Raw genomic sequence first — 24,682 nt, forward strand, 5'->3', positions numbered from 1 at the left:
CGAACTAGAGTCGTTTTTTCATTGTTCCACGAAAGTAACCAAGTTGTAATTGCAACATTGTCTCGGAAGACTAGAATTTAATTTCCTAAATTAAAGCTGGAGGAAGTCATCTCGGTACTGTTCAAAATCGGAAACGCGGCACTCCAACTTAAGACGGGTACCATTCGGCTCATAGTTCGTTGAATGAACATGGGCATGTTCATTGAAGTAGGCCACTAATCGGCCTTGTTCATAAGGAATCACGATTTCACATTGCATGTAATTCTGGAAAACGCGTTCGCGAATCAGTTGAGTAAGCTCCTCGATTCCGCGCTTCTGTTGGGCAGAGAGGTAGACGAAATCATCCTTTAACAGAGGGTAAGGATGTTCAGTCAAGTCGGATTTGTTATAAGCAAAAATCATCGGAATATGATCCGCTCCCAGTTCCTTCAACGTTTCATTTGTAACGTTAATGTGCTGTTCGTATTCCGGGTTGGCAAAGTCTACGACGTGAATCAGCAAATCGGCTTCTGCGACTTCTTCCAACGTAGATCGGAAAGCTTTAACCAAATGGTGGGGAAGCTGGCTTACGAATCCTACCGTGTCAGTTAATAAGAATGATTTACGGTCTGGTAAGTTGACGTTTCGAACGGATGTCTCCAATGTGGCGAACAACATGTCTTTGACAAAGACCTGCTTATGCGCCTGCGGATTATACAACTCGATCATGGCGTTCATTAAGCTTGATTTGCCCGCGTTCGTATAACCGACCAGACAAATTACAGGGACCTCATTCTTATGGCGCTGCTTTCTTTGAGTTTGACGACGGGCTACGAGTTTCTCCAGTTCGGATTGCAAAGCCGTGATTCGGTCTTCGATTTTACGGCGGTCGAGTTCAAGCTTTGTCTCACCAGATCCTCGGTTTTTAAGGCCAGCTCCACCTCCTTGACGACCTAACGATTCACGAAGTCCTACAAGTCTGGGAAGCATGTATTGGAGTCGAGCGACCTCAACTTGGAGCTGGGCTTCCGTAGTTTGTGCGCGTTCCGCAAAAATGTCTAAAATTAGGATCGTCCTGTCAATGACTTTGCATGCAAGAGCTGATTCCAGGTTTCGTATCTGAGAAGGAGACAGCTCATCGTTACAAATGACGACGGTTGCGTTCCGCTCAGTAATTAGCTGCGATAATTCTTGGATTTTACCCGTTCCGATGTAATGGGAGGGAATCACACGGGTGACCTTTTGACTTAGCTCACCAACCACCTCGATATGGCATGCTGCGGCCAGGTTCTTCAGTTCTCCCATCGAGTATGCAAAATTAGGGTGGTTCTTAATATGGACCCCGACGATAATCGCTTTCTCTTTCAGTTGTTCCATCGTTCATCATCCTTTCAAGTTAAGGAGTAAAAAAGAAACAACACAAGCAAGGTGCTTGTGTTGTCTGTAGTTGAGGACAATGACTATCGTATCGGACGAAAGAAAACAATCCACGATTTGGTCGATAAGGATGTTTCACCTTACTTCAAGCCGCGTTGTTTGATCACCGATAGAAGTATCAATTCAGGGTTATAAATGGACAAACTTATCCTGAGTCCTCTGTACACAGACAGAATCTTGAGCGCTTTGCAATTAGCCGCGCAAAGATCTAACTCGGATAAAATGTACCACACGTAACCCCTCCGTTTCGTTAAAGTACTTTAAGAGTACCACAATGAATAGCTTTCTTGCATCTCTAAGAATAAGTATAATCATTTTTTACCTACAGGATTGTTTCATTTAAATAAAATTTTCAATAAAGATTTTCAACGTTTGATGATAAACTCTAGATACCGTTAATCAAAAAAACAATATAATTAACATTTGGCAAAGTGAGAAAATAAGTTCAAGTTGGGAGTTTTGGCTTAATATGAAACAGAATAAATATGATGATCTGGGATTCTTCGAAAAATACAGTGAGATGCCTCGCTCGGTTGGTGGACTAAATGCTGCTGGGGCTTTGAAGCAGGGGAATTTGACGTTGTGATAAGCTCGCTTGCCCTTCATTATGTGGAGCACTTTGAAATCGTTTGTCGTAAAATAAATCATTGTCTTGTATCAGGAGGAACTTTTATACTTTCGGTTGAACATCCGGTCTTTACCGCACTTGCTGCACAAGACTGGTACTATGGTTCTGAGGGCGAGCGATTGCACTGGCCTGTTGATGACTACCAGAAAGAAGGTCTACGGCAGGCGAGATTTCTGGACAATGATGTCGTCAAATATCATCGAACTATCGCTACCTATGTGAATGCGTTAATTGACTCAGGATTTAGTATTATGAAACTTTCCGAACCTCAACCAACACAAGAAACATTGGACAAGTATCCAGAAATGAAAGACGAAACCCATCGTCCCATTTTCCTCTTGATCGCAGCGGTCAAGAATTAAACATTTCAGTAGTTTTACTACTATGACGGAAAACGATAGCATCATAACAACAGGCTGCCAGCATCTTTTGGCAGCCTGTTGAATTATCGGCAGATTTATGAGAATGGGATACAGATCTTTTTATTTAAATTTTTTTTTGCAGATGTGTCGAATTTGTTATCAGCGGTTCGTCGTCTTAATAGAGGCTCGGATATTTGGTGAAAAATTGAATCCGTTCTAAAACAAAAACAATTCGTTTTAACAGCAAAGGAGACATACCATGTACGCAATAATTTCAAGAGACGGTACCAAGATCGTCTATGACAAAGTTGGTCAAGGGCCGGCACTCATACTGGTAGCAGGTGCGTTCAGCTACCGGAAATTTCCGGGGCTGGTGCAGCTGGCTAATCTGTTGTCAGAGCAATTCACGGTCTACAATTACGACCGCCGCGGTCGCGGCGATAGCGGAGACACACAGCCTTATGACACAGCGCGCGAGATTGAAGATCTTCAGGCAATGATTGATGAAGCTGGCGGCTCGGCAAATGTTTGGGGGTTGTCATCCGGGGCGGCTCTTTCCCTGCAGGCAGCATCGAGAGGGGTAAATATCACGAAACTGGCCCTGCATGAACCACCATTCGTGGTCGATGCTGCCGATCGCAAGCCGCCGGAAAATTTCGTCATGCATGTTACTGAACTTATTACAGCTAATCGCCGGGCCGAGGCCATCAAGTATTTTATGACCAAGGGTATGGGTGCCCCTTCATTCGTTGTCAGCTTGATGCGTATTATGCCAGGTGTGTGGTCTAAGCTCATGGCCGTTGCTCACACACTCCCCTACGATGCGGCTTTGTTGGATGGATATATGGACGGAAAGTCGCTGCCTACCAAATTATGGAGCTCAGTCACAACGCCAACACTGGTACTCGAAGGAACTGAAAGCCCGGCTGCGCTGCGTCATGGTGCCCATGCACTGGCGAATGTGCTGCCCAATGCACAACTGCTGAGTAAGAAGGGACTCGGACATACAAAGAAACTAGATATAAAAATGATTTCATCGGAACTTGCAGCATTCTTTATGGGCAATCTCTAAGTTGCGGCATAGCATTTCAAAGCGTCAACAATGGCGGCAGGAATTTTACTTCCTGCCGCCGAAAAAATAGTGAATACAAAACTCCGGTACAAAAAGCTTCACAAAAAATAGGAGGTAAACACATATGAGATTTATGATGATTGTAAAAGCTACAACAGATTCAGAGGCAGGAACTATGCCTAGCCAAGAGCTAATTGATGCCATGCAAAAGTATAACGAGGAATTGGTGAAAGCCGGTGTTTTGCTCGCTGCCGATGGATTGCAACCCAGCTCAAGCGGAATCCGGATTTCTTATCCGGAGCCCGGAGGCAAACCAAAGGTGATAGATGGTCCGTTCACGGAGGCGAAAGAAATGATCGCGGGATATACCTTGATCGAAGTCAAATCCAGGGAAGAAGCAATTGAATGGGCTCTGCGCATGCCGGATCCCCACGGATATGGACAGGGCGAGATTGAGCTCAGACAGGTATTCGAGTTTGAGGAGTTAACGGACGATACCGAATCGCAGGAGAAAGAAGCAATCCTTCGCAAACAGGCTCAGGAGCAGAAGAAAGCGTGACGTTGTCCAATACACAGCGGACCATTGATGCAATATGGCGAATTGAATCAGCAAAGCTTATCGCAGGATTGACACGAATGGTAAGGGATGTGGGTCTCGCAGAGGATCTTGCCCAGGATGCACTGGTGATTGCCCTTGAACGATGGCCGGAAATCGGAATTCCAGATAATCCGGGTGCCTGGCTGATGACGACGGCCAAGCGGCGCGCGATTGATTTTATGCGCAGGACCAAACTGCGCGACCAAAAGTACGTAGAGATTGCCCACGGCATTGATTTGTATACAGAGGAAGACATGGATGGTAATTTGGACGGGGAGATCGGTGACGATCTCCTTCGTCTGATCTTTTTGACCTGCCATCCCGTGTTATCACAGGATGCCAGAGTTGCCTTGACGCTGCGCCTGTTATGCGGGCTTACCACTGATGAAATCGCACGTTCTTTCCTTGCAGCCGAATCAACGATTGCCCAGCGGATTGTCCGGGCTAAGAGAACGCTCAGCGCCGAAAAGGTTCCTTTCGAGGTGCCTGTAGGAGAAGAACTCAAAGAACGCCTGTCCGCTGTGCTCGAGGTAATTTACCTTATGTTCAATGAAGGTTATGCGGCAACCTCCGGTGGACACTGGTTACGTCCGCTGCTATGTCAGGAGGCGCTCAGACTGGGACGCGTACTTGCCGAAATTACACCTCATGAACCTGAAGTTCACGGACTAGTTGCCTTAATGGAGATTCAATCTTCGCGTTTTAAAACCAGGGTAAGCCCCTCGGGGGAACCCGTACTTTTGATGGACCAAAACCGGGCGCAGTGGGATCGATTGCTGATCCGCCGCGGTTTGGCGGCACTTGAGCACAGCCAAAAGCTTGGACGTTCGCTCGGTTCATATTCGCTGCAGGCTGCGATTTCTGCTTGCCATGCACAGGCTCCTACCGCTGCTGAGACCGATTGGATCCGTATTGCAGCGCTTTACGAAGCGCTCTCTAGGGTAACGCCATCGCCGATCGTCGAATTGAACCGGGCGGTCGCCATATCTATGGCGTTTGGTCCTGCCTTCGGGCTGCAGATTGTCGACGAGCTGCGTGCCGAACCTTCCCTGAAGGGATACCATCTGCTGCCGAGCGTTCGCGGTGATCTCCTAGTGAAGCTGGGGAGGTTCGATGAAGCACGTACAGAATTTGAAAGGGCTGTGTCGATGACCCAAAATGCTCGTGAGCAGGAGCTTTTAATGAATCGTGCTGCTGAATGTAAATCTGAAGCATCGAAATAATTTTTCAGCGCCTTGTCGATTACAGGGTTTCCCGTTCGTCGTCATAGTAAGGGAAGGGTTAGGGCAGCTAGCTGCTGCCTCAAGTCATCTTCCCCACAAGGAGGGAAACGATTGTGCGATTTATGTTGATTATCAAGGCGACAGGGTATTCGGAGGCAGGGGTAAAGTTCAGCCGGGAACACAACGATGCTATGGTTGCGTACAAGAAGTCTTTGGCCAGAGCCGGTGCGCTCTTGGCTGCAGAAGAGCTTCAGCCTAGCTCCAGCGGGATCAGGATATTGTATCCATTACATGGGGGAGAGCTCGAGGTGACGGCCGGCCCTTTTCCGGTAGATCAAGCGCTCATTGCAGGATATACTTTGATCGATGTGAATTCAGAAGATGAGGCTGTAGATTGGGCGCTCCGAATGCCGTTTCCAAGAGGATGCAGGACATTTAATATCGAGATGCGGGAGCTCAAAGAGAATATGGATTCCACGCGAGATCCTAGAATACTGGCCATGGAAGCTGATTTAGAGGACCAAATCAACATGTTGAAAAGATTATAATATACCATTACGAACATAAAGGAGTGTATCAGTATGAATCAAGAAGTAACCGATTTTATTGTAGCGTTAAAAGAACCATGGCAAGGGGAACAGTCCAATAATCTGCGTGAAGTTGTTCACCAGGCCATACCTGATGTGCAAGAACGTATTCAGTACAAGAAGCCCCATTTTTTGAAAAACGGAAAATACGCTGCTGTCATCTCCACGTCAAAAGACGCGGTCAGTTTTACGATTTTTAATGCTGCTGCACTGGAGCTTCCGGAAGACATGTTCGCTGGTCCCCCAGAAAGAAAAACACTGAAGCTGCGTAAAGGTGATTCATTTGATTCCGGGCAGCTGGTGTCATTGGTACGTCAAGCTTCAGGCTCACTTTAATCGCTGTTCTTTTTTATTTGTTTGGGAAGACCGTTGCATGTCCATGCAGTGGTCTTTTTTGTATTCAGATAAAGATCTTATAAGAAATTCTTAAAATATAAGAAATTTAACATCGTTTGACACGCTATGATAGGAACAATCGGAGGAATGTCTCCAAATGACCAGATAAATCAGATACGAATGTAAAATTTATGTCCCTCTCTTTGTTGCACTATGCTATTCTTGTGATAAATACAGACTTAAAGGGAAGATGGCCCATGCGGAGAAGAATTAGCTTACCTCTGAAATTATTTCTCATATGTTTTGCGTTTGTTTTAAGCTGTATTATTTTGATAAGCCAATTGTCCTACCGATATGTCCAAAAGGAAATAAGAACCAACGACGCCTATTACACGAAACAAATTCTGGCTAAGGTAGACCAATATTTAACCGTTAACTTTTCATCGTTTCAGACGATTCTTTTCTCGTTCGAAACATCGGTGAAAGCCAACATTAACAATAAAGAAGTGATCCAAAAACAATTAAGGGAACTGTATGAACTTAACAGCAATTATGTCAGTAACATTTACTTGATCAAGGATGATTTATCCATCATCGGGGGCAGCACGCCAACCCGAATTTTCGATGAACCGCTTCCTGACAGATTACCTCTGTTTGATGCGGCAGACAAGAATAGAGGGACTACAATTGTCAGTGAACCGTATAAGTCCAAGTATTCCGGCTGGACGGTGACGATGGTCCGGTATTTGAACGGTTCGCCGTCTCCAATGGCTATTGCGGTAGATTTGGACCTAAAAGCGATTGAGGAAACACTATTCAAAATTAATAAACAAGAGCATATGAATCTCGCGCTAATTACTGCTGCTGGTAAAATCATTGCCGGGTTTTCTGAAAATATAGGACCTCTAGATGTGCAAGACCATTCTTTTTCAATCGGGGAAACGTCGGGTGAACAAATTCTTGATGCCAACGGAACAAGCTTTCAATTGCATACCCGGGAAGGGGTACCGGTATCTATTCTGAAACAGCCTACGGAGAAATTCAATTGGTTCATCATCTCGATCAACGATGAATCACGTATGGCGGCGGCTTTGACTAGACTAGAAACCTATTATATTTGGCTACTGCTTGCCGGTCTCTTATTAAGTTTATTCATTTCCTTCATTATTGCCAAATACATACGGACTCCGCTGTATTCGCTCAAAACGAAAATGAAACGGGTGGAGCAAGGTGATCTCGAAACCACAATTTCCATTAATCGTAATGATGAGTTTGGCGATCTTTCCAGAGCATTCGATCGGATGCTGCTGCAAATTGTGGAGCTGATTCGACGGTCGGAGCTTCATAACGAGCTTGAACGAAAGCTGGAAATCCAAGTGCTGCAATCGCAAATTAATCCTCATTTTCTGTATAATACGCTCGGCTCCATCAGCAATGTCATACATCTTGGGCAAATCGATAAAGTGGATGTTGTGATCGGGTCACTTATTTCTATATTGGAATACGGAATATCCGACGCTTCGGAGAAAGTTTCACTGCGCCAAGAACTACAGAATGTATCGGATTACATCGAGATCCAGAACATCCGTTATAATCGGAACTTTATGCTAATAGTGAAGATCGAAGAGGGTTTATTGGATTTTCCAGTTTTTCGAATGCTCTTGCAGCCCATGGTCGAGAATAGTATCTTTCATGGTTATAATGGGGGGCAAATTGAAGGTTCCATCACCATTCAAGCCTATCGGGACGGAAATTTTGTCATGGTTGAAGTCATTGATCATGGCGAGGGAATTCCGACTGAACAGACAACATCTATTTTAAATGCCGAGTCGAGTGATTTGGAAGTAAAAAGGAAAAGAATTGGGCTGAATAATATTCATGGCCGAATAAAGCTTCATTACGGTGAAGAGTATGGCCTGCAGATCATCAGCATACCGAAGATGGAAACTTGTATCCGTGCGATATTCCCGGCAAGTATTTTGAAAGGAGATGCATGATGGTGAGAACGTATACCTGCTTCATTGTTGACGATGAAGATCTGATTATTCAAAGATTAGAGCTGTTCTTTCGAGAGCTTACAAATAAGGATCAACGATTCCGTTTAGTTGGAAAAGCCAATAGCGGGTTGCAAGGAATAGAAGAGGCTCTGAGGCTTAAGCCTGATATCCTTATATCTGATATTGTCATGCCGAAAATGGACGGAATTTCCATGATCGAGCAGCTGAAACCGAAGCTTCCGCATACGCAATTTATCCTTTTGACAGCTTATTCTTCTTTCGAATATGCACAGAGAGCTATCCATGCCAACATATTGGAATACATTGTTAAAGTTCCCTTGAGGGAAGCGGATGTAGAGCGGGCTCTGGATAAAGCAGCTGGGGTTCTGGATGAGATGAAGAAAAAGGAAGAGGAATTTCAATCTTTACATGTTTCCGTCCTAGAAAATAAATACAGAGCACGCAAGCAATTTTTTAACGAGCTGATCCGTGGTGAGATTCCATCTCATCGGGCATCAGATTTTGCAAATCGCATGCAATTTCATTTTTTTCAATCCTACTACTGTTGTTTTATTGTTGAAATGAACCATTATGAAAGCTTTCGGCATGAATATTCGGCGGCAGACCAGAGTATTTTGAAATATGCGATTGCCAATGTCATTGAAGAAACCGTGTTGAGTTTTGGAATGGGTGTAGCTACAGATTTATATGATAATCAGTTTATTGGTTTTCTTTCTTGGGAAAATAACCGCAGTGATATGGATACGGAAGATGCTTGCCAGACGTTGGGCATCCAGATCGTAAGCCATTTAAATCAATACTTGAATCAAACGGTATCCGTAGCTTTTGGCGGGACGCACCGAGGCTGGGAATCTATCAAAAAAGCATACACGGAAGCCACAAATGTGAGTAAGGACTTGTATTATTCGACTGTGAAAATAGTCAAAACACCTGCACATCGTTTCCATTATCACGATGAGAAAAAGGTGGAATTTCAACAAAAGCTGACTGAGTTACTTGCATGGATGCAGAGGGAGGTTACCAAGGAAGAACTCGAGCAGAAAATTTCATCTTTATACGATTTTGTCACGGCTAACAAAATTCAGAAGTCGATCATGGCACCTTTACTGCGTGAATTGTACAGGGACATTGCAGCGAAATTTAAATCAGGAAGCGCTTTAGCGGCAGAACTAGAAGAGTTCCCTATCCATTTCATGACATTCAGGGAGCAGCTCACTTATATTTGCGACTTCACTTTCGAATATTTACAGGCCGGAAAACCTTTGCATCGTGTAGAAATCATGAGAGCCATGCGGTTTATCGAGCAAAATCTGAAGCAACGATTAACGTTGGAAGCCATTGCGGAAGATGTGAATTTGGCTCCATCGTATTTCAGCAGTCTATTTAAAAAAACAATGAACGAAGGCGTGATTAGCTACATCAATCGTAAAAAAATTCAATTGTCCCTTGAGCTGTTAAAGGTTAAGGATTATTCCATTTTGGAATTGTGCGAGGAAGTAGGGATTGTGAATGAAGGTTACTTCTGTAAACTTTTCAAAGAATTTACGGGGGATACGCCAAAGCAATATCGCATAAAAATGACTCGATATGAATTGAAATGAAGCAGCAAAAAATCGTATGAATTTTTCTCGAAATGTTGTAAAAAACCGGTTATGAAATGGACTAACATGATGAGAGTATCTAATCATGGAGGTTATCAAAATGGAGATTATCAAATCGGATGTAACTGTTGTAGGCGGGGGAATTGCTGGTGTTTGCGCTGCCATTGCTGCCGCACGGCATGGGTTGCAAGTTTCACTCATTAATGATCGGCCCGTTCTTGGAGGGAATGCCAGCAGCGAGGTTAGGGTTCATATCAATGGATCGGCTTATCTTGGAAACAGTCCATCTTATTATGCTCGCGAAGGCGGGTTGGTGGATGAACTTAAGCTGAAGATTTTCCATTATAACCCTTTATATAACAAGAAGCTTATGTTTTCGATTTCAGATATGGCCTTGCTGGATATGGTCTATGGAGAGCCTAACATTTCACTCTTTCTGAATACATGCGTGCATGAAACGGGGATGGAGAACGGCAGAATCAAATGGGTGGATGGTCTGCAATTGGCTTCTGAAAGAAAATTTCGCTTTGAAAGCCCAACCTATATCGATTGTTCTGGTGACGGGGTAGTCGGTTTTCAAGCAGGCGCTCTCTTCAGATGGGGGAGAGAAGCGAAGCACGAATTCAATGAAGATTTGGCTCCTGAAGTGGCGGACCATTACACCATGGGAGATACGATTCTTTTTCAAGCTCGTGATGTGGGGTATCCAGTTCCTTATAAGAGGCCTGAATTTGCCTACGATATTACGAAATTAAGCTTTTTCGAGAGTATTAGGAAAGGTTTAAACCATCGAGCTATTCCCAGGAAAATCAATGGATTAGGCGGTTTATGGTGGCTGGAATACGGCGGTCATTTGGATATTATCAAAAACAATGAAGATATCGCTTTGGAGCTTCGGAAACTGGTTTACGGGATTTGGGATTATATCAAAAACAGCGGCCAATTCGACGACGTCGATCAGCTGATCTTGGATTACGTATGCCCAATTCCGGGGAAACGGGAATCGAGACGTTTTATCGGGGATTATATGTTGTCGCAGAACGATCTCACCACAAAGCCCCATTTCGAAGATGCCGTATCCGTTGGGGGCTGGTATATGGACTTGCACGCTGCCAAGGGCATTTATGATGACGGACCGGCTACAGCATGGAATTTTGTACCGGGCTTGTATAACATACCTTTCCGCAGTTTGTATTCCTGTAACATTCCCAATCTGATGTTCGCTGGCCGCAATATCAGTGCTACTCATGTCGCATTCGGATCAACTAGGGTAATGGCAACGTGCGGATGCATGGGACAGGCGGTTGGAACGGCTGCTTCTTTATGCGTCAAATACGGCGTGGACCCGACTGCGATAGGTGAAGAATATATCGGAGAGCTTCAAACGCTGCTGCTTCGAGACGGACAAACGATTGTAGGGCTTAAAGAAGAATTGGACCCTTACTTCGCTGACGGGTTAATCGTTCGGGCTTCGTCTCAGCGCAGCTTTGTCAATGAGCATCCAACAGAAGCCATTCCTCTGGATAAAGGATTGTGTTTGGTTTTACCGATGCAAACGGGCTTTAGTGAGAGTGTACGGATCAAAGTCAAGAATGATTCCGAGCGGTTGGAAACATTGAGAGTGAAGCTCTTTGGCGGGGAACGGAAGGAAAACTATATTCCTGTGAATGAGTTGAAAAGCTACAGCGTGGATATTTTGGCCGGTCATGACGATTGGATTACTTTGGACTTGGGCTGCAAGAAGCCTGCGGATGATAAAATTTACATCGTGTTGGAAGGCTCTGCGAACCTTGCCGTGTACGGTAATGAAGAGAAAATCACAGGAGCGGTCAGCTTCCATTATAGATCGGAAGAACCATCCAAACTGAAGAAATTCAATAAGAGCATTTGCTTTAAGGACCTCCTGCCTTCACAAAATATGTATTCTCCTATAAATGTTGTCAATGGTTACTCCAGACCCTATGGTTTGCCAAACGGGTGGATTTCTGAACGTACAGAAGGACATGAATGGTTGGAATTCACTTTTGCTGAACCAAAGAATCTAGAGGAAATTCATCTTGTTTTCAATTCCCAACTGGATTTGGAGCATTTCGATGATCCGATTGGACCGCTGATTAGGGATTACGCTGTTACATTAATCTTTGGAGACGGAACCGAGAGGGAAATTAAGGTCAGTGGGAATTGTCTCACATTGAATAAACATAAGGTGAATGCGAAAGGTGTAGCTCGAATCCGGTTTGATTTCATAGCTACTTATGGTTCGCCTTACTTTGAAGTGTTTGCAGTCAAATTGTTCGCGCCTAATGGAATAGAGGTGAAGCGGTGATGAAGCAATGTTTCCCTCATGAAGGGCTTCCTAATGTATTTCATAAGCTTAAAAATGGAGAAGAAGTGACAGTAGCTTACTTGGGCGGAAGTATTACTCGAGCGTATTTGAGGCTCGTAAACAGCAGAAAAGTTTGAAGCATTATAGAGAGCATCAGGAATGGTATGAATTAACGGTGATTCAGCTTGGGAGGCTTCTGCTGGTGCAGCCGCCATTAGAAAGCGTTTGAGTCAATAAATTGTAGAAGGCAGCCGATCAGATTAGATCGGCTGCCTTCTACTACTGCCAGATAGAGTACGGTCACTCGACTCCATTTAAATTTTGCACATTGAACAAGCGGAAATAAGCTCCGCCTTCTTTCATCAATTGTTCATGAGTTCCTATTTCTTTTATTTCACCATTTTCAATGAGAACAATCTGATCGGCGTGAGTAATTGTAGATAGTCGATGTGCAACAATCAAAGTTGTTCTATCTTTTACTAATTTACTGAGAGATTCTTGAATTAAATGTTCTGATTCTAAGTCAAGAGCGGAAGTAGCTTCATCCAAAACCAATATACTCGGATTTTTAAGAAAGACTCTGGCTATGGCAACCCTTTGCTTCTGACCACCAGATAACTTCATTCCCCGTTCTCCAATTTCCGTATCATATCCGTTGGGCAGATTCACAATAAAATCATGTGCATTTGCTGCTTTAGCTGCATATATAATCTCTTCTTCGGCAGCTCTTGTTTGACCCAAAAGTATATTTTCACGAACAGTTCCACTAAACAAAATATTATCTTGTAAAACCATTCCTATATGAGAACGCAGGCTCTTTATTGTGATGTCTTTAACATTCCTATCATCCAATAAAATGTTCCCTTGCTGAATATCGTAAAACCGAGGGAGCAAGCTGATGAGTGAAGATTTCCCTCCGCCGCTCATTCCTACAAACGCAATCGTTTCACCAGGTTGAATAGTAAGCTGAATGTTTTTCAACACCCAATCCGATGAGTTATCATAACGAAAACTAACATCTTGAAAATCAATTTTCCCTTTTATTTTTTGGACTATTTTTGCTTGTGAAGAATCAACAATGTCGTAGGGCTCATTCATAAGTTCAATTACTCGATCTAAAGAAGCACTTGCTTGAGTTAATTCAGTTGAGGAGTTAACCAAACGCCGGAGCGGACTGTACAAGCGATCTAAATAGGCAAAAAAGGCTACAAATGCTCCTATTGTTAGATTACCTTGAATAACTTGATATCCGCCATAGGCTAAAACTAACAAAGGGGCAGTATCCGTTATTGTATTAATGATGGAGTTGGTTATAGCATTCCATTTCGTCAGTGCCAATGCACGATTTAGAAATTTATTGTTTTTTAGACCGAAATTTTCTTTTTCATAATCTTCTAAAGTGAAGCTTTTAATAACCGGAATTCCACTTACCTTTTCATGTAAATAGCCTTGCATTTCCGCAAGGGCTTGAGAGCGAGATTTGGTTAAATTTCTTAGCTTTTTATATAACGTTTTGACAGAAAAGGCGTATAAGGGAAATACGGCTATAGCAACCATGGTTAGACCAAAATCCATATGAATCATAAATGCGATAGCGATTGTAAGGGTGAATAAATCGAGCCACACATTCATTAATCCTGTTTCAACGATACTTTTTGTTTGCTCAGCATCATTTATCATTCGAGATATAATTTCGCCTGTTCTATGATTCTGATAATAACGTAAGGACAGCTTTTGAATATGAGCATAAAGCTGATTTCGTAAATCGTAAAGAATACGGCTTGTTGTTAATTGAGCGAAATACTGTCGAAGGTATTCAATTGGAGCCCTAATAATAACAAAAAGTACAAAAGCAAAAATCATCACCTCAATCAGCTTTTGCGTTTTTTCTGCTATTGAAATGGTACTCAACAACAAATCATCGATGATATATTTCATAATTAAAGGTAAGGTTAAAGGAATTGCGAATTTGACCATACCAATCAATATGGTGACAAGAACAAGTTTCCAATACGGTTTGACAAATTTGAAATATAACTTGAAACTAGTCATTTAGACATACTCCTCTTTAGACTGATGATAGAGAACTCTTTAAACCAGACCTATTATAGCAATCCTTATAGGATATTCAAAGACATGCCACCAAAAAGATATTTTCCTAAACGAAGGAATCATCGGTGTTGACAATATACGTTAATATAAGTAAAATCGAATTTGTTAATAGTAAATATTACTAATAAGTATAGACTTCCTAAGCAACAAAGCGCAATCCTCAATGAAACGAGATAATAGCCGATCTTAATAGGGGTGTTTGGTTTCATATGGTGTTTAATCGTAATTATTACAATAAATTAAGAGCTTAGGGGTTGAATACACATGTCAACATGGGACTTATCAGAAACGCGCCATCATGTACTAATTTGCAACGGCGCCAGCTGTATGCGCAAGCAAGGGGAAGAGGTTACACAGGCAATTCGGGATGAAATTACGCGTAGTAAGGCGGACGTGCTCATCCATACGAGCAGGACTCACTGCAACGGACGGTGTCAAGATGCCTGCGTGGTCATTGTATACCCCGAAGGGGTTTGGTACAAGGACGTTACACCTGAGATAGGACGGCTTCTTGTTAACCAACATCTACTTGATGGGGAGCCAATTCGGGAACAACATACACATACCTACGACGCAAACAACAAAGGCAGCTTTGTACGTTCGCCGAATGTTGCTAAGGGAGAAGTGAAGCAAAAGATATGAGTTGGAAAGGCGTAGATGTATCTAATAATCGTAAAATTTACTGATACAGCATAAAAAGGAGAAGAGATCGGAATGAGCAAGGATCAATTGTACGACGTTTGGTGGCTGGAAAAGGCTGAAGGCGAACAAAAGATGGAGGAAGAACATCTTCGCCATTGGAAGAAAGTGCTTGGATTTGTGGAAGAGGAAGATTTGCAGCGAAACGATGTGCTTGATTTTGGATGTAATCAAGGGGGATTCCTGCGTTTTCTCTACGAGCAGCGGCCATTCAGGGAAGGAGTAGGTATTGATCTTGCACGTCAGTCGGTAGATGTAGCTAATTCACGCAAAGGCAGCTTACCGCTGCATTATGAAGCGACATCCACTCCAGAGAAGTTCAATCATCGCTTTGATCTTGCCTTCAGCATTTCTGTGATCTATTTGATCTCCGAATTGAAAGAGCACGCCAGGAAAATAAAAAAAGCTTTGAAGCCTGGGGGCATTTATTACGCTACATACACCGATTATAGAGGGAATCCAAGCTTGCCGGACATTCAGGATAAGATCAATAGCAGTGGTGCCGTCCCGATGAACTTGCATTCGCTGAATGATATTGCTGGAGCGTTCTGGATTGAAGGATTCCAAGTGGGTATCCAACGTATGGTTCCAACTGAGTATATCGAACTGTCTTCAAATGATCGTTGGTTCCGTCGCATTGAAGATCGCATGTTGTACGAATACGAGCAAGCCTACATATTCCGTTTCGTTGCTCCGATTAACCAAAATTAAAAAGGAGACCTTATCCTATGTTTTCATACAAAAAATTGAAATTATCGTCTATTCTTATGCTGATCTTAGCCCTGAGTCTAACAGCTTGTTCAGAAAGCGCTGACAAGAAAGCAGGCGGAATGGATACAGAGAAACAATCGAAGACGACCCCAAAGATGATTACGATGGCTTGGAATGCAGATGTTGGACCTCTTAATCCCCATTTATACGGTCCGAGTCAAGTGTTTGCCCAAGCTATGGTGTATGAGCCACTTGTTGACTATGTGGAAGGTGGCAAAATCGTTCCGCGTTTAGCCGAAAAGTGGGAGGTTTCAGATGACGGAGTCATCTATACGTTCCACCTTCGGAAAGATGTAAAATATTCCGATGGTTCCGTTTTTAACGCAGATAATGCAAAGAAAAATATAGATGCCATTATGGCTAATAAACAGCGGCATAGCTGGATGGGAATTGTCACTGTGCTCGATAGAACGGAAAAAATCGACGATTATACGATTCGTCTGATTCTAACGAAGCCTTACTATCCTTTGCTTCAGGAACTAGCATTTGCTCGCCCATTTCGATTTTTGGCGGATGCAGGATTTCCTACGGATGGCAAGACTTCGGAGGCGATTGTGAAGCCGATTGGTACCGGACCTTGGGTGCTAACTGAATATAAGAAAGATGGGTATGCAGTATTTAGTCGGAATGAGAACTATTGGGGAATGAAGCCCAAGCTGGGTTCAGTAAAAGTACTCATCATTCCGGACTCCGAAACGATTGTAACTGCATTTGAGAAACATGAAATTGATTTGATAGTTGGTGCTGGCATCATTAGCATGGACAACTTTAAATACTTGAGAGATTCAAGCAAATACAACACAGGCACTTCAGATCCGCTAACCACAAGGTCAGTCATCCTGAATAGTGCTAAAGCTCCTACTTCGGAGATGAATGTCCGACTGGCTATTCAGCACGGTATTGATAAAGCGAAGATGATCCAAAGCGTCACCTTAGGTTTGGAAAAAAAGGCAGATACGATCATGGCTAGCAATTTCCCTTACTCGAATATTGATATAAAGCCTTATGCCTATGATCCGAAGAAATCTGAGCAGCTGCTAGATGAAGCAGGATGGAAGCTTCCTGCTGGTAAGTCGGTACGAGAGAAGGATGGTAAACCACTAATGCTTGACCTCGTGTATGTCAGTACCGATGCGATCCAAAAGCCAATGGCTGAAATTATACAAGCTGAGCTAGCAAAGATTGGTGTTCAAGTGCAAGTCAAAGGCGAAGAACTGATGGTTGGAAATGGAAGATTGAAGTCAGGCGATTACCACTTGAACTTCTGGAACACCTACGGGGTACCTAATGACCCGCATAATTTTGTTACAACAAGTACACAAGCGAAAACAGGCATACACGAAGCGCTTCTGGGACTTTCGACGAAACCGCAAATCGATGCCCAGAGCAAGGAAGTGCTCGCAAGTACGGATGAGAAAAAGCGAGAAGAGCTTTATCGCTCTATTTTGACTCAGATTCACGATGGAGCCGTATTCTATCCAACTGCTTACGAATCCATGATAGCTGTTTATCATAAAAACTTAACAGGACTTAAATTCAACGCGACCAAATATGATTTCCCGTTTGGTACGTTGGATGTTACATCTAAATGAGCGCTTCAGTACTAGGATATATGCTAAGACGTCTGGCGGGACTGCCAATTCAGCTGTTCTGCATTTCACTGCTGGCCTTCATCCTGGTACGGCTCGTACCGGTTGAACCAGCCGAGGTGATACTTCGAATGTCGAATTTGACACCTACTGAGGAAGCGATTGCCTCCATGCGGAAGGAACTGGGGATGGACCGTCCTCTACCGGCGCAATTCGTCAATTGGTTATGGAAGGCTTGCCACCTTGATTTTGGAAATTCGTTTGTCAGTAAAACACCGGTTTGGAGCGATGTTATAGGTAAATTTCCAGCCACATTGGAGCTTGCAGTGACAGTCATTGGACTGTCACTGCTCTTTAGTATTCCGCTCGGTGCCTTTTCCGCTTTGTACAAAGGTAGGTGGTTTGACCAGCTCTGCAGAGTTCTTTCTTTTATTGGGATATCGATGCCGCGATATTGGTTAGGTTTTTTTCTAGTTTATTGGTTTGCTCTGAAATTAGACTGGCTGCCAACACAAGGGAATCAAAGCTGGAAACATCTCGTTTTACCTACTCTCACACTTGCTTTTTCACAGGTTGCTTTCCTCTCCCGTATGCTTCGCGCCAGTATACTTGAGAACATTAAAGAACCTTACGTACAATACGCACGAATACGGGGAATCCGAGAATCAGTCATCTTATTTCGACATATTCTTCCCAATTCTCTACTACCCATAATCACAGCAACTGGAGTAATGTTTGGCCATTTGTTGGGCGGAACGGTCATTGTCGAGCAAATTTTTAGCCTGCCAGGGCTTGGACGGTTTCTGATAGAGTCCATCTTGAACCGGGATTATCCGGTCATTCAATGTTATGTACTTCTGATGGCTGTCGTGATTGTTACGATTAATTTTATAGTTGATATCTTGTACAGGATCCTGGATCCACGATTGAACATCAAGGAAGGGGTGTAACAGATGATAGGAGCGTTTCGAAGCAACCGCGCTCTCCCTGGAATTAGAAATAGGGGACTCCAAATTGGCTGCGGAGTCTTGTTAGCAGGAATTGCAGTAGCAGGCATAGCCGCTCCTTGGCTCGCCCCGCATGATTCGAACCACGTAGAACTGCTTCATAAGTTTGCCTCGCCATCTCTCGAATATCCATTTGGAACAGATCACCTCGGTCGATGTGTGCTGTCTAGACTTCTTATGGGGATTAGGACCTCGCTCGGCATTTCCATTGCTGTGATGGTATTTACCCTCTTGATTGGTATGGTGATAGGAACTTTCTCTGCGCTCAAAGGTGGTTTAGTTGATGCGACATTCATGAGGCTGTGTGATTTGTTGCTTGCCTTTCCAACGCTCGTGCTTTCGTTTGCGCTGCTTGGCATTTTTGGAACGGGGGTTATGAGTCTGATCTTGGCGCTTGTATTGTCACAATGGGTATTTTACGCTCGCATGATACGAGGTATGGTACTCTCTGTAAATACACGAAGTTTTATTCAGGCGGCAGCAGTAAATGGTACACGTCGATGGATGCTTGTATGGCGTCATATTTTTCCTAACATATCTCCACAGATTCTATTATTGGCCTCGCTTGAAATCGGTACAGTGATCCTCGAAGTAACCGGATTTTCATTTCTCGGTTTAGGCGTTCAGGCTCCGACGCCGGAGTGGGGGATGATGATGAACGAAGCGCGTCAGCAGCTTCGTCAACATCCTGAAATGATGTGGATTCCCGGTCTAGCTGTCATGTTTGTCGTGATCGTTTGCAATGTACTTGGCGAGTCGCTCCGAGACTATTTCGATCCTAAGGGAAGGTGAACGTGTGGAAGCGAACCAATCTGTTTTTTCAGTCCATAATTTAACAATAGATCTCAGAAAACCGGAAGGCATAACACGTTTGATTAATGGGGTAAGTCTGGAGTTGCGACCAGGAGCAGTGCTAGGAATCGTCGGGGAGAGCGGAAGCGGCAAATCGATAACGTGTATTGCTTGTATGGGTTTATTGCCAACGAATGCGCTAATAAACAGTGGAAGTATCACTCTACATGGACGGGAGTTGACAATGCTCACACAGGAAGAGTGGCGCACGTTGCGAAGATCACGTTTGTCCATGATCATGCAGAATCCGATGGCCGCGTTTAATCCAATACGCCGAATTAGCGACCACTTTGTCGAAACGTTAAGGGGCCAAGGGAAGATGGGGCGGAAGGAAGCATGGGAGCTGGCAATAGCCGCATTAGAGCAGATGAATCTGCCTAGACCTGCAGTATTGATGAATCAATACCCTTTCCAATTGAGTGGAGGCATGCTTCAACGAGTAATGATTGCTATAGCGATGGTTGTTCGACCTGATGTTTTAATTGCAGACGAACCCACAACTGCCCTAGATACGGGGAGTCAACTGCTCGTATTGCGAGAACTCGGAGAGTTGTGCCGGAATGCCGGTACTGCGCTGATCATCGTGACACACGATTTAGACGTTATCGCAGAGCTAGCAGATGATGTTGCGGTCATGTACCAAGGCGAGATTGTTGAAACAGCACCGGTTCATCAGTTATTCAACAATCCTGTACATCCTTATGCCCATTTACTCGTAAATACTAGATTCTGATAATTCGCTGTAAAAACGTCAAAGAGTTGGGAGGGGAAAAGAGTGAAGTTGCTAGAGGTAGCTGGAATTTCAAAATCTTATCAGTCAGAACGAACCTTTTGGGGAAAAACAACCCGCTCAATGGTCATTCACGATATTTCATTTGAAATGCAGGACGGCGAATGTCTCGGAATCGTCGGGGAAAGTGGATCAGGCAAGAGCACATTAGGCAAGCTTGTGCTCGGCTTGGTACGACCTGACAAAGGGCGAATCCTATTTCAAAATAGGGATTGGCTGAATGAATCTGCAAGGGATGCCCATACGCTTCGTCGGAATCTGCAGGCGGTGTTTCAAAACTGCTCGGATGCTTTGAATCCCCGGATGACTGCTCGACAAATCATTGCTGAACCGTTGCTCAACTATGAGCGATATACGGCTCGGAGGCTGGATCTTGTTTGCTTAGAATGGCTGGACGCAGTAGGTCTGGGAGCATCAGATGCGGACAAATTACCGCATCAGTTTAGCGGGGGGCAGCAGCAGCGGTTATGCATTGCACGCGCGTTGGTTCTGCGCCCAAAGTTAATCGTATTAGACGAAGCGGTTAGTAGTCTCGACAGGATACTACAGGCACAAATTCTTGAGCTTCTGCAACACTTCAAGATGAAGTATAGATTATCCTATCTCTTTATTTCTCATGATGTCAAAGCGACCCGTTATTTATCTGATCGTGTGGCGGTTATGGATCGTGGGGAGATTGTTGATTGGGCAGATAGTCCAGACCGTTTAGAGCAATTACAACATTCTGCTTCCAGAAAGCTGCTGGATTCACAGCTTCCTTCACACCCAGATCAGAGGACAAGACGAGTAGAGATAAGAAATATCGAAAGGCAGGCAATCATTTAGGACGAGTTGGGAGTATGTGGGTTCAACTATGCTATTATGAGTTTAAAGTATCATAATTCACAGAACAGGATTCGCATCAAGATGGGTGGGTTAGATTGAAGGCGGATATGTATCAAAAATGGATAGAGCAGGATGTCCGATTTTCGGTTTTTTTAAATAAAGTGCTAGCCAGCAAGCTCTATGATTCCTCCAAAAAATTTATCGAGAAACTTTCACCGAACAGAAATCGGCTGCTTATGGAACGGGAACTATCCATGATAAAAGCATGATCTGATGGGTCAGCCAACCTAATAGAAAATATTATTCGAAAAAGGACATGTGTCCTTTTTTTTTGTTTTACAAATCTTTTATCTTAGACATAAGCCAGCTTTGCAAGAGGAAGGGATTACTGTATATGGTCAAAGATCCGATGGCCGCGAAGAGCATGAGCGCAATATTCACAGTGTATTACAGCATAAACCGCAGCTATTATTGGATAATGGTGCTGATTTAACAAGGACGCTGATTCAACATTATGGTGTTGAAGTCTTGATCGGTTGCACGGAGGAAACTACAACAGGTGCGAACCTGATAAGAGAAGATTTAAAGTCCCAATATCCAGTTCCGATTATTGTAATAAATGACAGCCCTTTGAAGCAAATTATTGAGAACAAGCACGGTGTAGGACAGACGATTGTCGAAGGTTTTATGCGTACGATGAATTTGATAGTACCTACCCGACGGTTTGTTATTATCGGATATGGAACGTGCGGCCGAGGTGTAGCTCGATATTTACGTAATTTGGGAGGCCAAGTTATTGTGGTCGACAACCATCCAATCGCTGGCCTGGAGACAGCACTGGATGGATTCAGAGGAGTATCTGGCTAAAATGAAGGATGGAACGATTCTGGCAAATGCGGGTCACTTTTCAAGGGAAATTGAATTGGATGCGTTATCAACGGATGCCATTTCGATCGAAAGGCTAAGCCCAGACATTAAGCCATCGAATTTAAGGATGCAGTCTAACAATCGAGGTGTCTAAAATATGAAGGAGCTTCTGTTGTCATTAGGAGCAGGTTTAATTATTGGTATTTTATTCAAGCTGTTGAAGCTGCCTTTGCCCGCACCGCCAGTACTGTCGGGTATTCTAGGAATTGTAGGTATTTATGCAGGCGGCAAGTTACTGGAATTGTTTCTGAAATAGGAAGCAGGACAAAATGAAAAAGGAGGAAGAGTTTTTACGGTTTCATCCTTCTTTTTCTATCTTATTAGTGCTGCAAAGATAAACTTAGGATAAAAGGAAGCGATAAAAGTGAACAAATCCAGACTTTGTTTTATAGGTGCCGGTTTTCATGCATCAACGAACATTTTCCCTTCAGCCATCGAAGCCGGAGCGGAAATAGTAGGAATTGCTAAACAGTGAATCCCCATGTCAGATGTAGGCTTATTAATGAGAGCACTGCGCTATGCATGGATGAACTTGGGTGGAAGCACGGAGATTTTACTCTCGGCCCTCTTTAGGGATGGGAGTTTATTTAGTTTTCCAAGCAAACAATAGATTCCGAATACATTCAGCTACGCTTAAGAAAATTTTAATGATCTCTCCATATAATGAAATTATCGATGAAGCATTATTTGGGAGGGATTCACATGGCAAAAATGAACAAAAAGTGGGTCGCTCTGTGCTCAACAGCCATTGGAGCTATTTATGCCGCAGGATATTTCGCAACGGAAACTCAGGCAACGATACAGCAACCACCACCACCACAACAAGCCCAAGTTACACAGACTAAAAGCAGTCAAACAAATAAACTTTATAAAGAGGGTACCTATATGGGTACAGGAAGTAATCGACGAGGATCAATTCAGGTGGCAGTCACCATAAAAAGCGATAAAATTACAGATGTTGAAATCAGTCATTTTGCCATGCATTATACAATTGATGACGTTGTAGGGCTGCCTAAAGAAGTGGTACAAAAACAAAGTGCGCAAGTACGGAATGTTTCGGGTGCAACTTACAGTACACAAGCATTTAAAGATGCCGTACAAGATGCGCTCTCTCAGGCGAGAAACTCATAATGGGCAAAATCATGAAAAAAACGAAATTATTTATGGATACTGTTGTAGATATACAGGTCGTTTCTCGGAAATCAAAGGACCTGACAGAAGCAGCCATTGATCGGGCTTTCGAGGCATTTCGGAAAGTCGAACAAGCCTGCAGTCGTTTCAGCCTGGACAGTGAATTGATGGAGGCATGCCGAGTAATAAAAACTCCAGTTCGGATTAGTCCGTTTTTATTTGAGCCTTTGAAGTTTGCTTTGGAGGTGGCGAAATGGACGAATGGCATATTTGATCCTACGGTGGGAAAAGCAATGGAAGAACTGGGATTCAATCAGCATTATTTAACTGGGGAGACCATCCAAAGTTCCTCTTCGGGTTCCGCTACCTATCGGGATATCATCTTAAATGAACAGGATCGTACGTTGTATTTGCGGAAGCCGCTGGTGATTGATTTAGGTGCCGCGGCTAAGGGATTCGCCATCGACTTGGCTGCTCATGAGTTGAAAGAATTTGAAGGATTTGTTGTCAATGCCGGAGGTGATCTCTATGCTGGGGGAGTAGACGAAAGCGGCAGCAAGTGGAGAATTGGCATTCAGCACCCCGAGTATAAAGAACAAATCATACACACAGTTGAAATATCGAATGAGTCGGTCTGTACCTCTGGAAGTTACGAGCGCAAGTGTGCATTAAAAGTTGGTATGCATCATATCATCGACCCCAGAACTAAACAATCACCGGGCGAATTGGTCAGCTGCAGCGTCTTCGCCCCTTACGCTATGATGGCGGACGCCTTTTCGACGGCCTTCTTTTTATTGGGGTTGGACCGCGGGAGAACGTTAATAGAACAACTTGATCTCAAGGGAATCTTGATTACATCCGATTTACAAATTTATAGTGTAGGGGGTAATTATAATGACAGCTAACCAATGGATTAAAACACCAAAGGGATATGTCGTAGTTTCCATGGTTGCCTTTCTAATAATTGCCGCCATATGGTCATTAGATTTCACGGGCATTTATAATGGCATTATTGCCGTCGGAATTTCTACAGCCGTGGATATCCTTTGTTCCCGCATTGCCAAAAAGAAGCGAATGATGCCGGATGGTGCAGTGATAACAGGGTTAATCATTGCTTTAATCTTAAGCACAACTTCCTCATGGTATATTGTTGCTGCAACTTCCATTATCGCTATTTTGTCCAAACATTTACTTGTTCATAAGAAAAAACCAATCTTCAATCCAGCGGCTTTCGGACTGCTTCTGTCCATCCTATTCTTTCGAACAGGACAAAGCTGGTGGGGCGCATTCGGGGATCTTCCCACATGGACAGTCGTGTTTCTATTAATTGGCGGATACATTGTGACGAACCGGGTGAACAAATTCCCACAAGTTTTTTCATTTCTAGGAACGTATTTCATCTTATTATTTATTATGGGGATTATTGATGTCGGAGACGCCACTGACGCACTTCGATCACCTTTTATCAATGCTTCTCTTTTCTTTGCTCTTTTTATGCTAACAGATCCGCCTACTTCACCAGCTAAATATAAGGATCAAGTTATTTTTGGCTTCCTTAGTGCGATCGTGGGTGCAGTTATTTATGGCATTTTTGGAGGTTTGATGTACTTATTTATAGGATTGCTTATCGGGAACTTATACCACTTACTTGTACCGAAGCTTAGGAACGCCACTATCATAAAGCCTGGCAGACTAATTAAATGAGGGATTATTTACATACGAACAAATGTACTGTATATTTGTTCGTAAGGAAATACAGACAATTATAAAACAACTAGGCATGAATTATTGAGAAGTTTAAAGGAGTGTTAA

Annotated in this window: 21 protein-coding genes and 3 pseudogenes; 22 read left to right on the top strand and 2 right to left on the bottom strand. The window is 43.5% G+C overall.

Annotated features, from left to right (window positions below; all coding sequences use genetic code 11):
* Positions 1-90: 90 nt before the first annotated feature.
* A complete protein-coding gene (gene hflX, locus AC58UU_RS21515; protein WP_497318743.1) occupies positions 91-1,356 on the bottom strand; it encodes a GTPase HflX in 1,266 nt (421 codons plus the stop codon).
* 529 nt (positions 1,357-1,885) lie between these two features.
* Here hflX and AC58UU_RS21520 point away from each other — a divergent pair.
* From AC58UU_RS21520 to AC58UU_RS21560, 9 genes and pseudogenes are all read left to right on the top strand, one after another.
* Positions 1,886-2,406: pseudogene (locus AC58UU_RS21520) on the top strand (class I SAM-dependent methyltransferase).
* Positions 2,407-2,665: 259 nt separating this feature from the next.
* Complete coding sequence (locus AC58UU_RS21525) at positions 2,666-3,478, top strand: alpha/beta fold hydrolase (RefSeq protein WP_497318744.1); 813 nt, start codon at positions 2,666-2,668, stop codon at positions 3,476-3,478.
* Positions 3,479-3,602: 124 nt separating this feature from the next.
* Positions 3,603-4,037, top strand: coding sequence for a YciI family protein (locus AC58UU_RS21530; protein ID WP_497318745.1), 435 nt, complete (start codon positions 3,603-3,605; stop codon positions 4,035-4,037).
* The gene (locus AC58UU_RS21535; protein ID WP_497318746.1) at positions 4,034-5,299 is read left to right on the top strand and encodes an RNA polymerase sigma factor; all 1,266 of its coding nucleotides are present in this window, start codon (positions 4,034-4,036) and stop codon (positions 5,297-5,299) included. The genes AC58UU_RS21530 and AC58UU_RS21535 overlap by 4 nt, the downstream gene beginning before the upstream one ends.
* Before the next feature lie 113 nt (positions 5,300-5,412).
* Positions 5,413-5,847, top strand: coding sequence for a YciI family protein (locus AC58UU_RS21540; protein ID WP_497318747.1), 435 nt, complete (start codon positions 5,413-5,415; stop codon positions 5,845-5,847).
* A gap of 33 nt (positions 5,848-5,880) precedes the next feature.
* Positions 5,881-6,222 carry a DUF1801 domain-containing protein gene (locus AC58UU_RS21545; protein ID WP_497318748.1) on the top strand — a complete coding sequence of 114 codons (342 nt, stop codon included), beginning with the start codon at positions 5,881-5,883 and terminating at the stop codon, positions 6,220-6,222.
* Between the two features lie 257 nt (positions 6,223-6,479).
* Complete coding sequence (locus AC58UU_RS21550; protein ID WP_497318749.1) at positions 6,480-8,219, top strand: sensor histidine kinase; 1,740 nt, start codon at positions 6,480-6,482, stop codon at positions 8,217-8,219.
* Positions 8,216-9,841, top strand: a complete 1,626-nt coding sequence (locus AC58UU_RS21555) for a response regulator (RefSeq protein ID WP_497318750.1) — start codon at positions 8,216-8,218, stop codon at positions 9,839-9,841. The genes AC58UU_RS21550 and AC58UU_RS21555 overlap by 4 nt, the downstream gene beginning before the upstream one ends.
* A gap of 100 nt (positions 9,842-9,941) precedes the next feature.
* Entirely contained in the window at positions 9,942-12,167 is a 2,226-nt protein-coding gene (locus AC58UU_RS21560) for an FAD-dependent oxidoreductase (RefSeq protein ID WP_497318751.1), read from the top strand.
* A 300-nt stretch (positions 12,168-12,467) separates the two neighbouring features.
* Here AC58UU_RS21560 and AC58UU_RS21565 read toward each other — a convergent pair whose 3' ends face one another.
* Complete coding sequence (locus tag AC58UU_RS21565; RefSeq protein WP_497318752.1) at positions 12,468-14,219, bottom strand: ABC transporter ATP-binding protein; 1,752 nt, start codon at positions 14,217-14,219, stop codon at positions 12,468-12,470.
* Positions 14,220-14,543: 324 nt separating this feature from the next.
* Between AC58UU_RS21565 and AC58UU_RS21570 the strand changes: the two genes are divergently transcribed.
* From AC58UU_RS21570 to AC58UU_RS21630, 13 genes and pseudogenes are all read left to right on the top strand, one after another.
* Positions 14,544-14,921, top strand: coding sequence for a (2Fe-2S) ferredoxin domain-containing protein (locus tag AC58UU_RS21570; RefSeq protein WP_497318753.1), 378 nt, complete (start codon positions 14,544-14,546; stop codon positions 14,919-14,921).
* Between the two features lie 72 nt (positions 14,922-14,993).
* Positions 14,994-15,689 (top strand): class I SAM-dependent methyltransferase, encoded by a 696-nt coding sequence (locus AC58UU_RS21575; RefSeq protein WP_497318754.1) that lies wholly within the window; start codon positions 14,994-14,996, stop codon positions 15,687-15,689.
* A 17-nt stretch (positions 15,690-15,706) separates the two neighbouring features.
* The gene (gene nikA / locus AC58UU_RS21580) at positions 15,707-17,341 is read left to right on the top strand and encodes a nickel ABC transporter substrate-binding protein (protein ID WP_497318756.1); all 1,635 of its coding nucleotides are present in this window, start codon (positions 15,707-15,709) and stop codon (positions 17,339-17,341) included.
* Positions 17,338-18,288, top strand: a complete 951-nt coding sequence (nikB, locus tag AC58UU_RS21585) for a nickel ABC transporter permease (protein WP_497318758.1) — start codon at positions 17,338-17,340, stop codon at positions 18,286-18,288. The genes nikA and nikB overlap by 4 nt, the downstream gene beginning before the upstream one ends.
* Positions 18,289-18,291: 3 nt before the next feature.
* On the top strand, positions 18,292-19,137 hold the full coding sequence (locus AC58UU_RS21590) for an ABC transporter permease (RefSeq protein ID WP_497318760.1): 846 nt from the start codon (positions 18,292-18,294) through the stop codon (positions 19,135-19,137).
* Positions 19,138-19,141: 4 nt separating this feature from the next.
* Positions 19,142-19,930, top strand: a complete 789-nt coding sequence (locus AC58UU_RS21595; protein ID WP_497318762.1) for an ABC transporter ATP-binding protein — start codon at positions 19,142-19,144, stop codon at positions 19,928-19,930.
* Positions 19,931-19,972: 42 nt separating this feature from the next.
* Entirely contained in the window at positions 19,973-20,812 is an 840-nt protein-coding gene (locus tag AC58UU_RS21600) for an ABC transporter ATP-binding protein (protein WP_497318764.1), read from the top strand.
* Between the two features lie 696 nt (positions 20,813-21,508).
* A pseudogene (locus tag AC58UU_RS21605) lies at positions 21,509-21,833 on the top strand (NAD-binding protein).
* 3 nt (positions 21,834-21,836) lie between these two features.
* The gene (locus AC58UU_RS21610; RefSeq protein ID WP_497318765.1) at positions 21,837-21,995 is read left to right on the top strand and encodes a DUF1427 family protein; all 159 of its coding nucleotides are present in this window, start codon (positions 21,837-21,839) and stop codon (positions 21,993-21,995) included.
* Between the two features lie 108 nt (positions 21,996-22,103).
* A pseudogene (locus tag AC58UU_RS21615) lies at positions 22,104-22,205 on the top strand (Gfo/Idh/MocA family protein); the annotation flags it as partial.
* 236 nt (positions 22,206-22,441) lie between these two features.
* Positions 22,442-22,870, top strand: coding sequence for an FMN-binding protein (locus AC58UU_RS21620; RefSeq protein WP_497318767.1), 429 nt, complete (start codon positions 22,442-22,444; stop codon positions 22,868-22,870).
* Between the two features lie 11 nt (positions 22,871-22,881).
* A complete protein-coding gene (locus AC58UU_RS21625; RefSeq protein ID WP_497318768.1) occupies positions 22,882-23,775 on the top strand; it encodes an FAD:protein FMN transferase in 894 nt (297 codons plus the stop codon).
* The gene (locus AC58UU_RS21630) at positions 23,765-24,574 is read left to right on the top strand and encodes an RnfABCDGE type electron transport complex subunit D (RefSeq protein WP_497318769.1); all 810 of its coding nucleotides are present in this window, start codon (positions 23,765-23,767) and stop codon (positions 24,572-24,574) included. Before AC58UU_RS21625 ends, AC58UU_RS21630 begins: the two co-directional genes overlap by 11 nt.
* The last annotated feature ends 108 nt before the right edge of the window (positions 24,575-24,682 follow it).

The organism is Paenibacillus sp. JT22N1, from assembly GCF_059692155.1.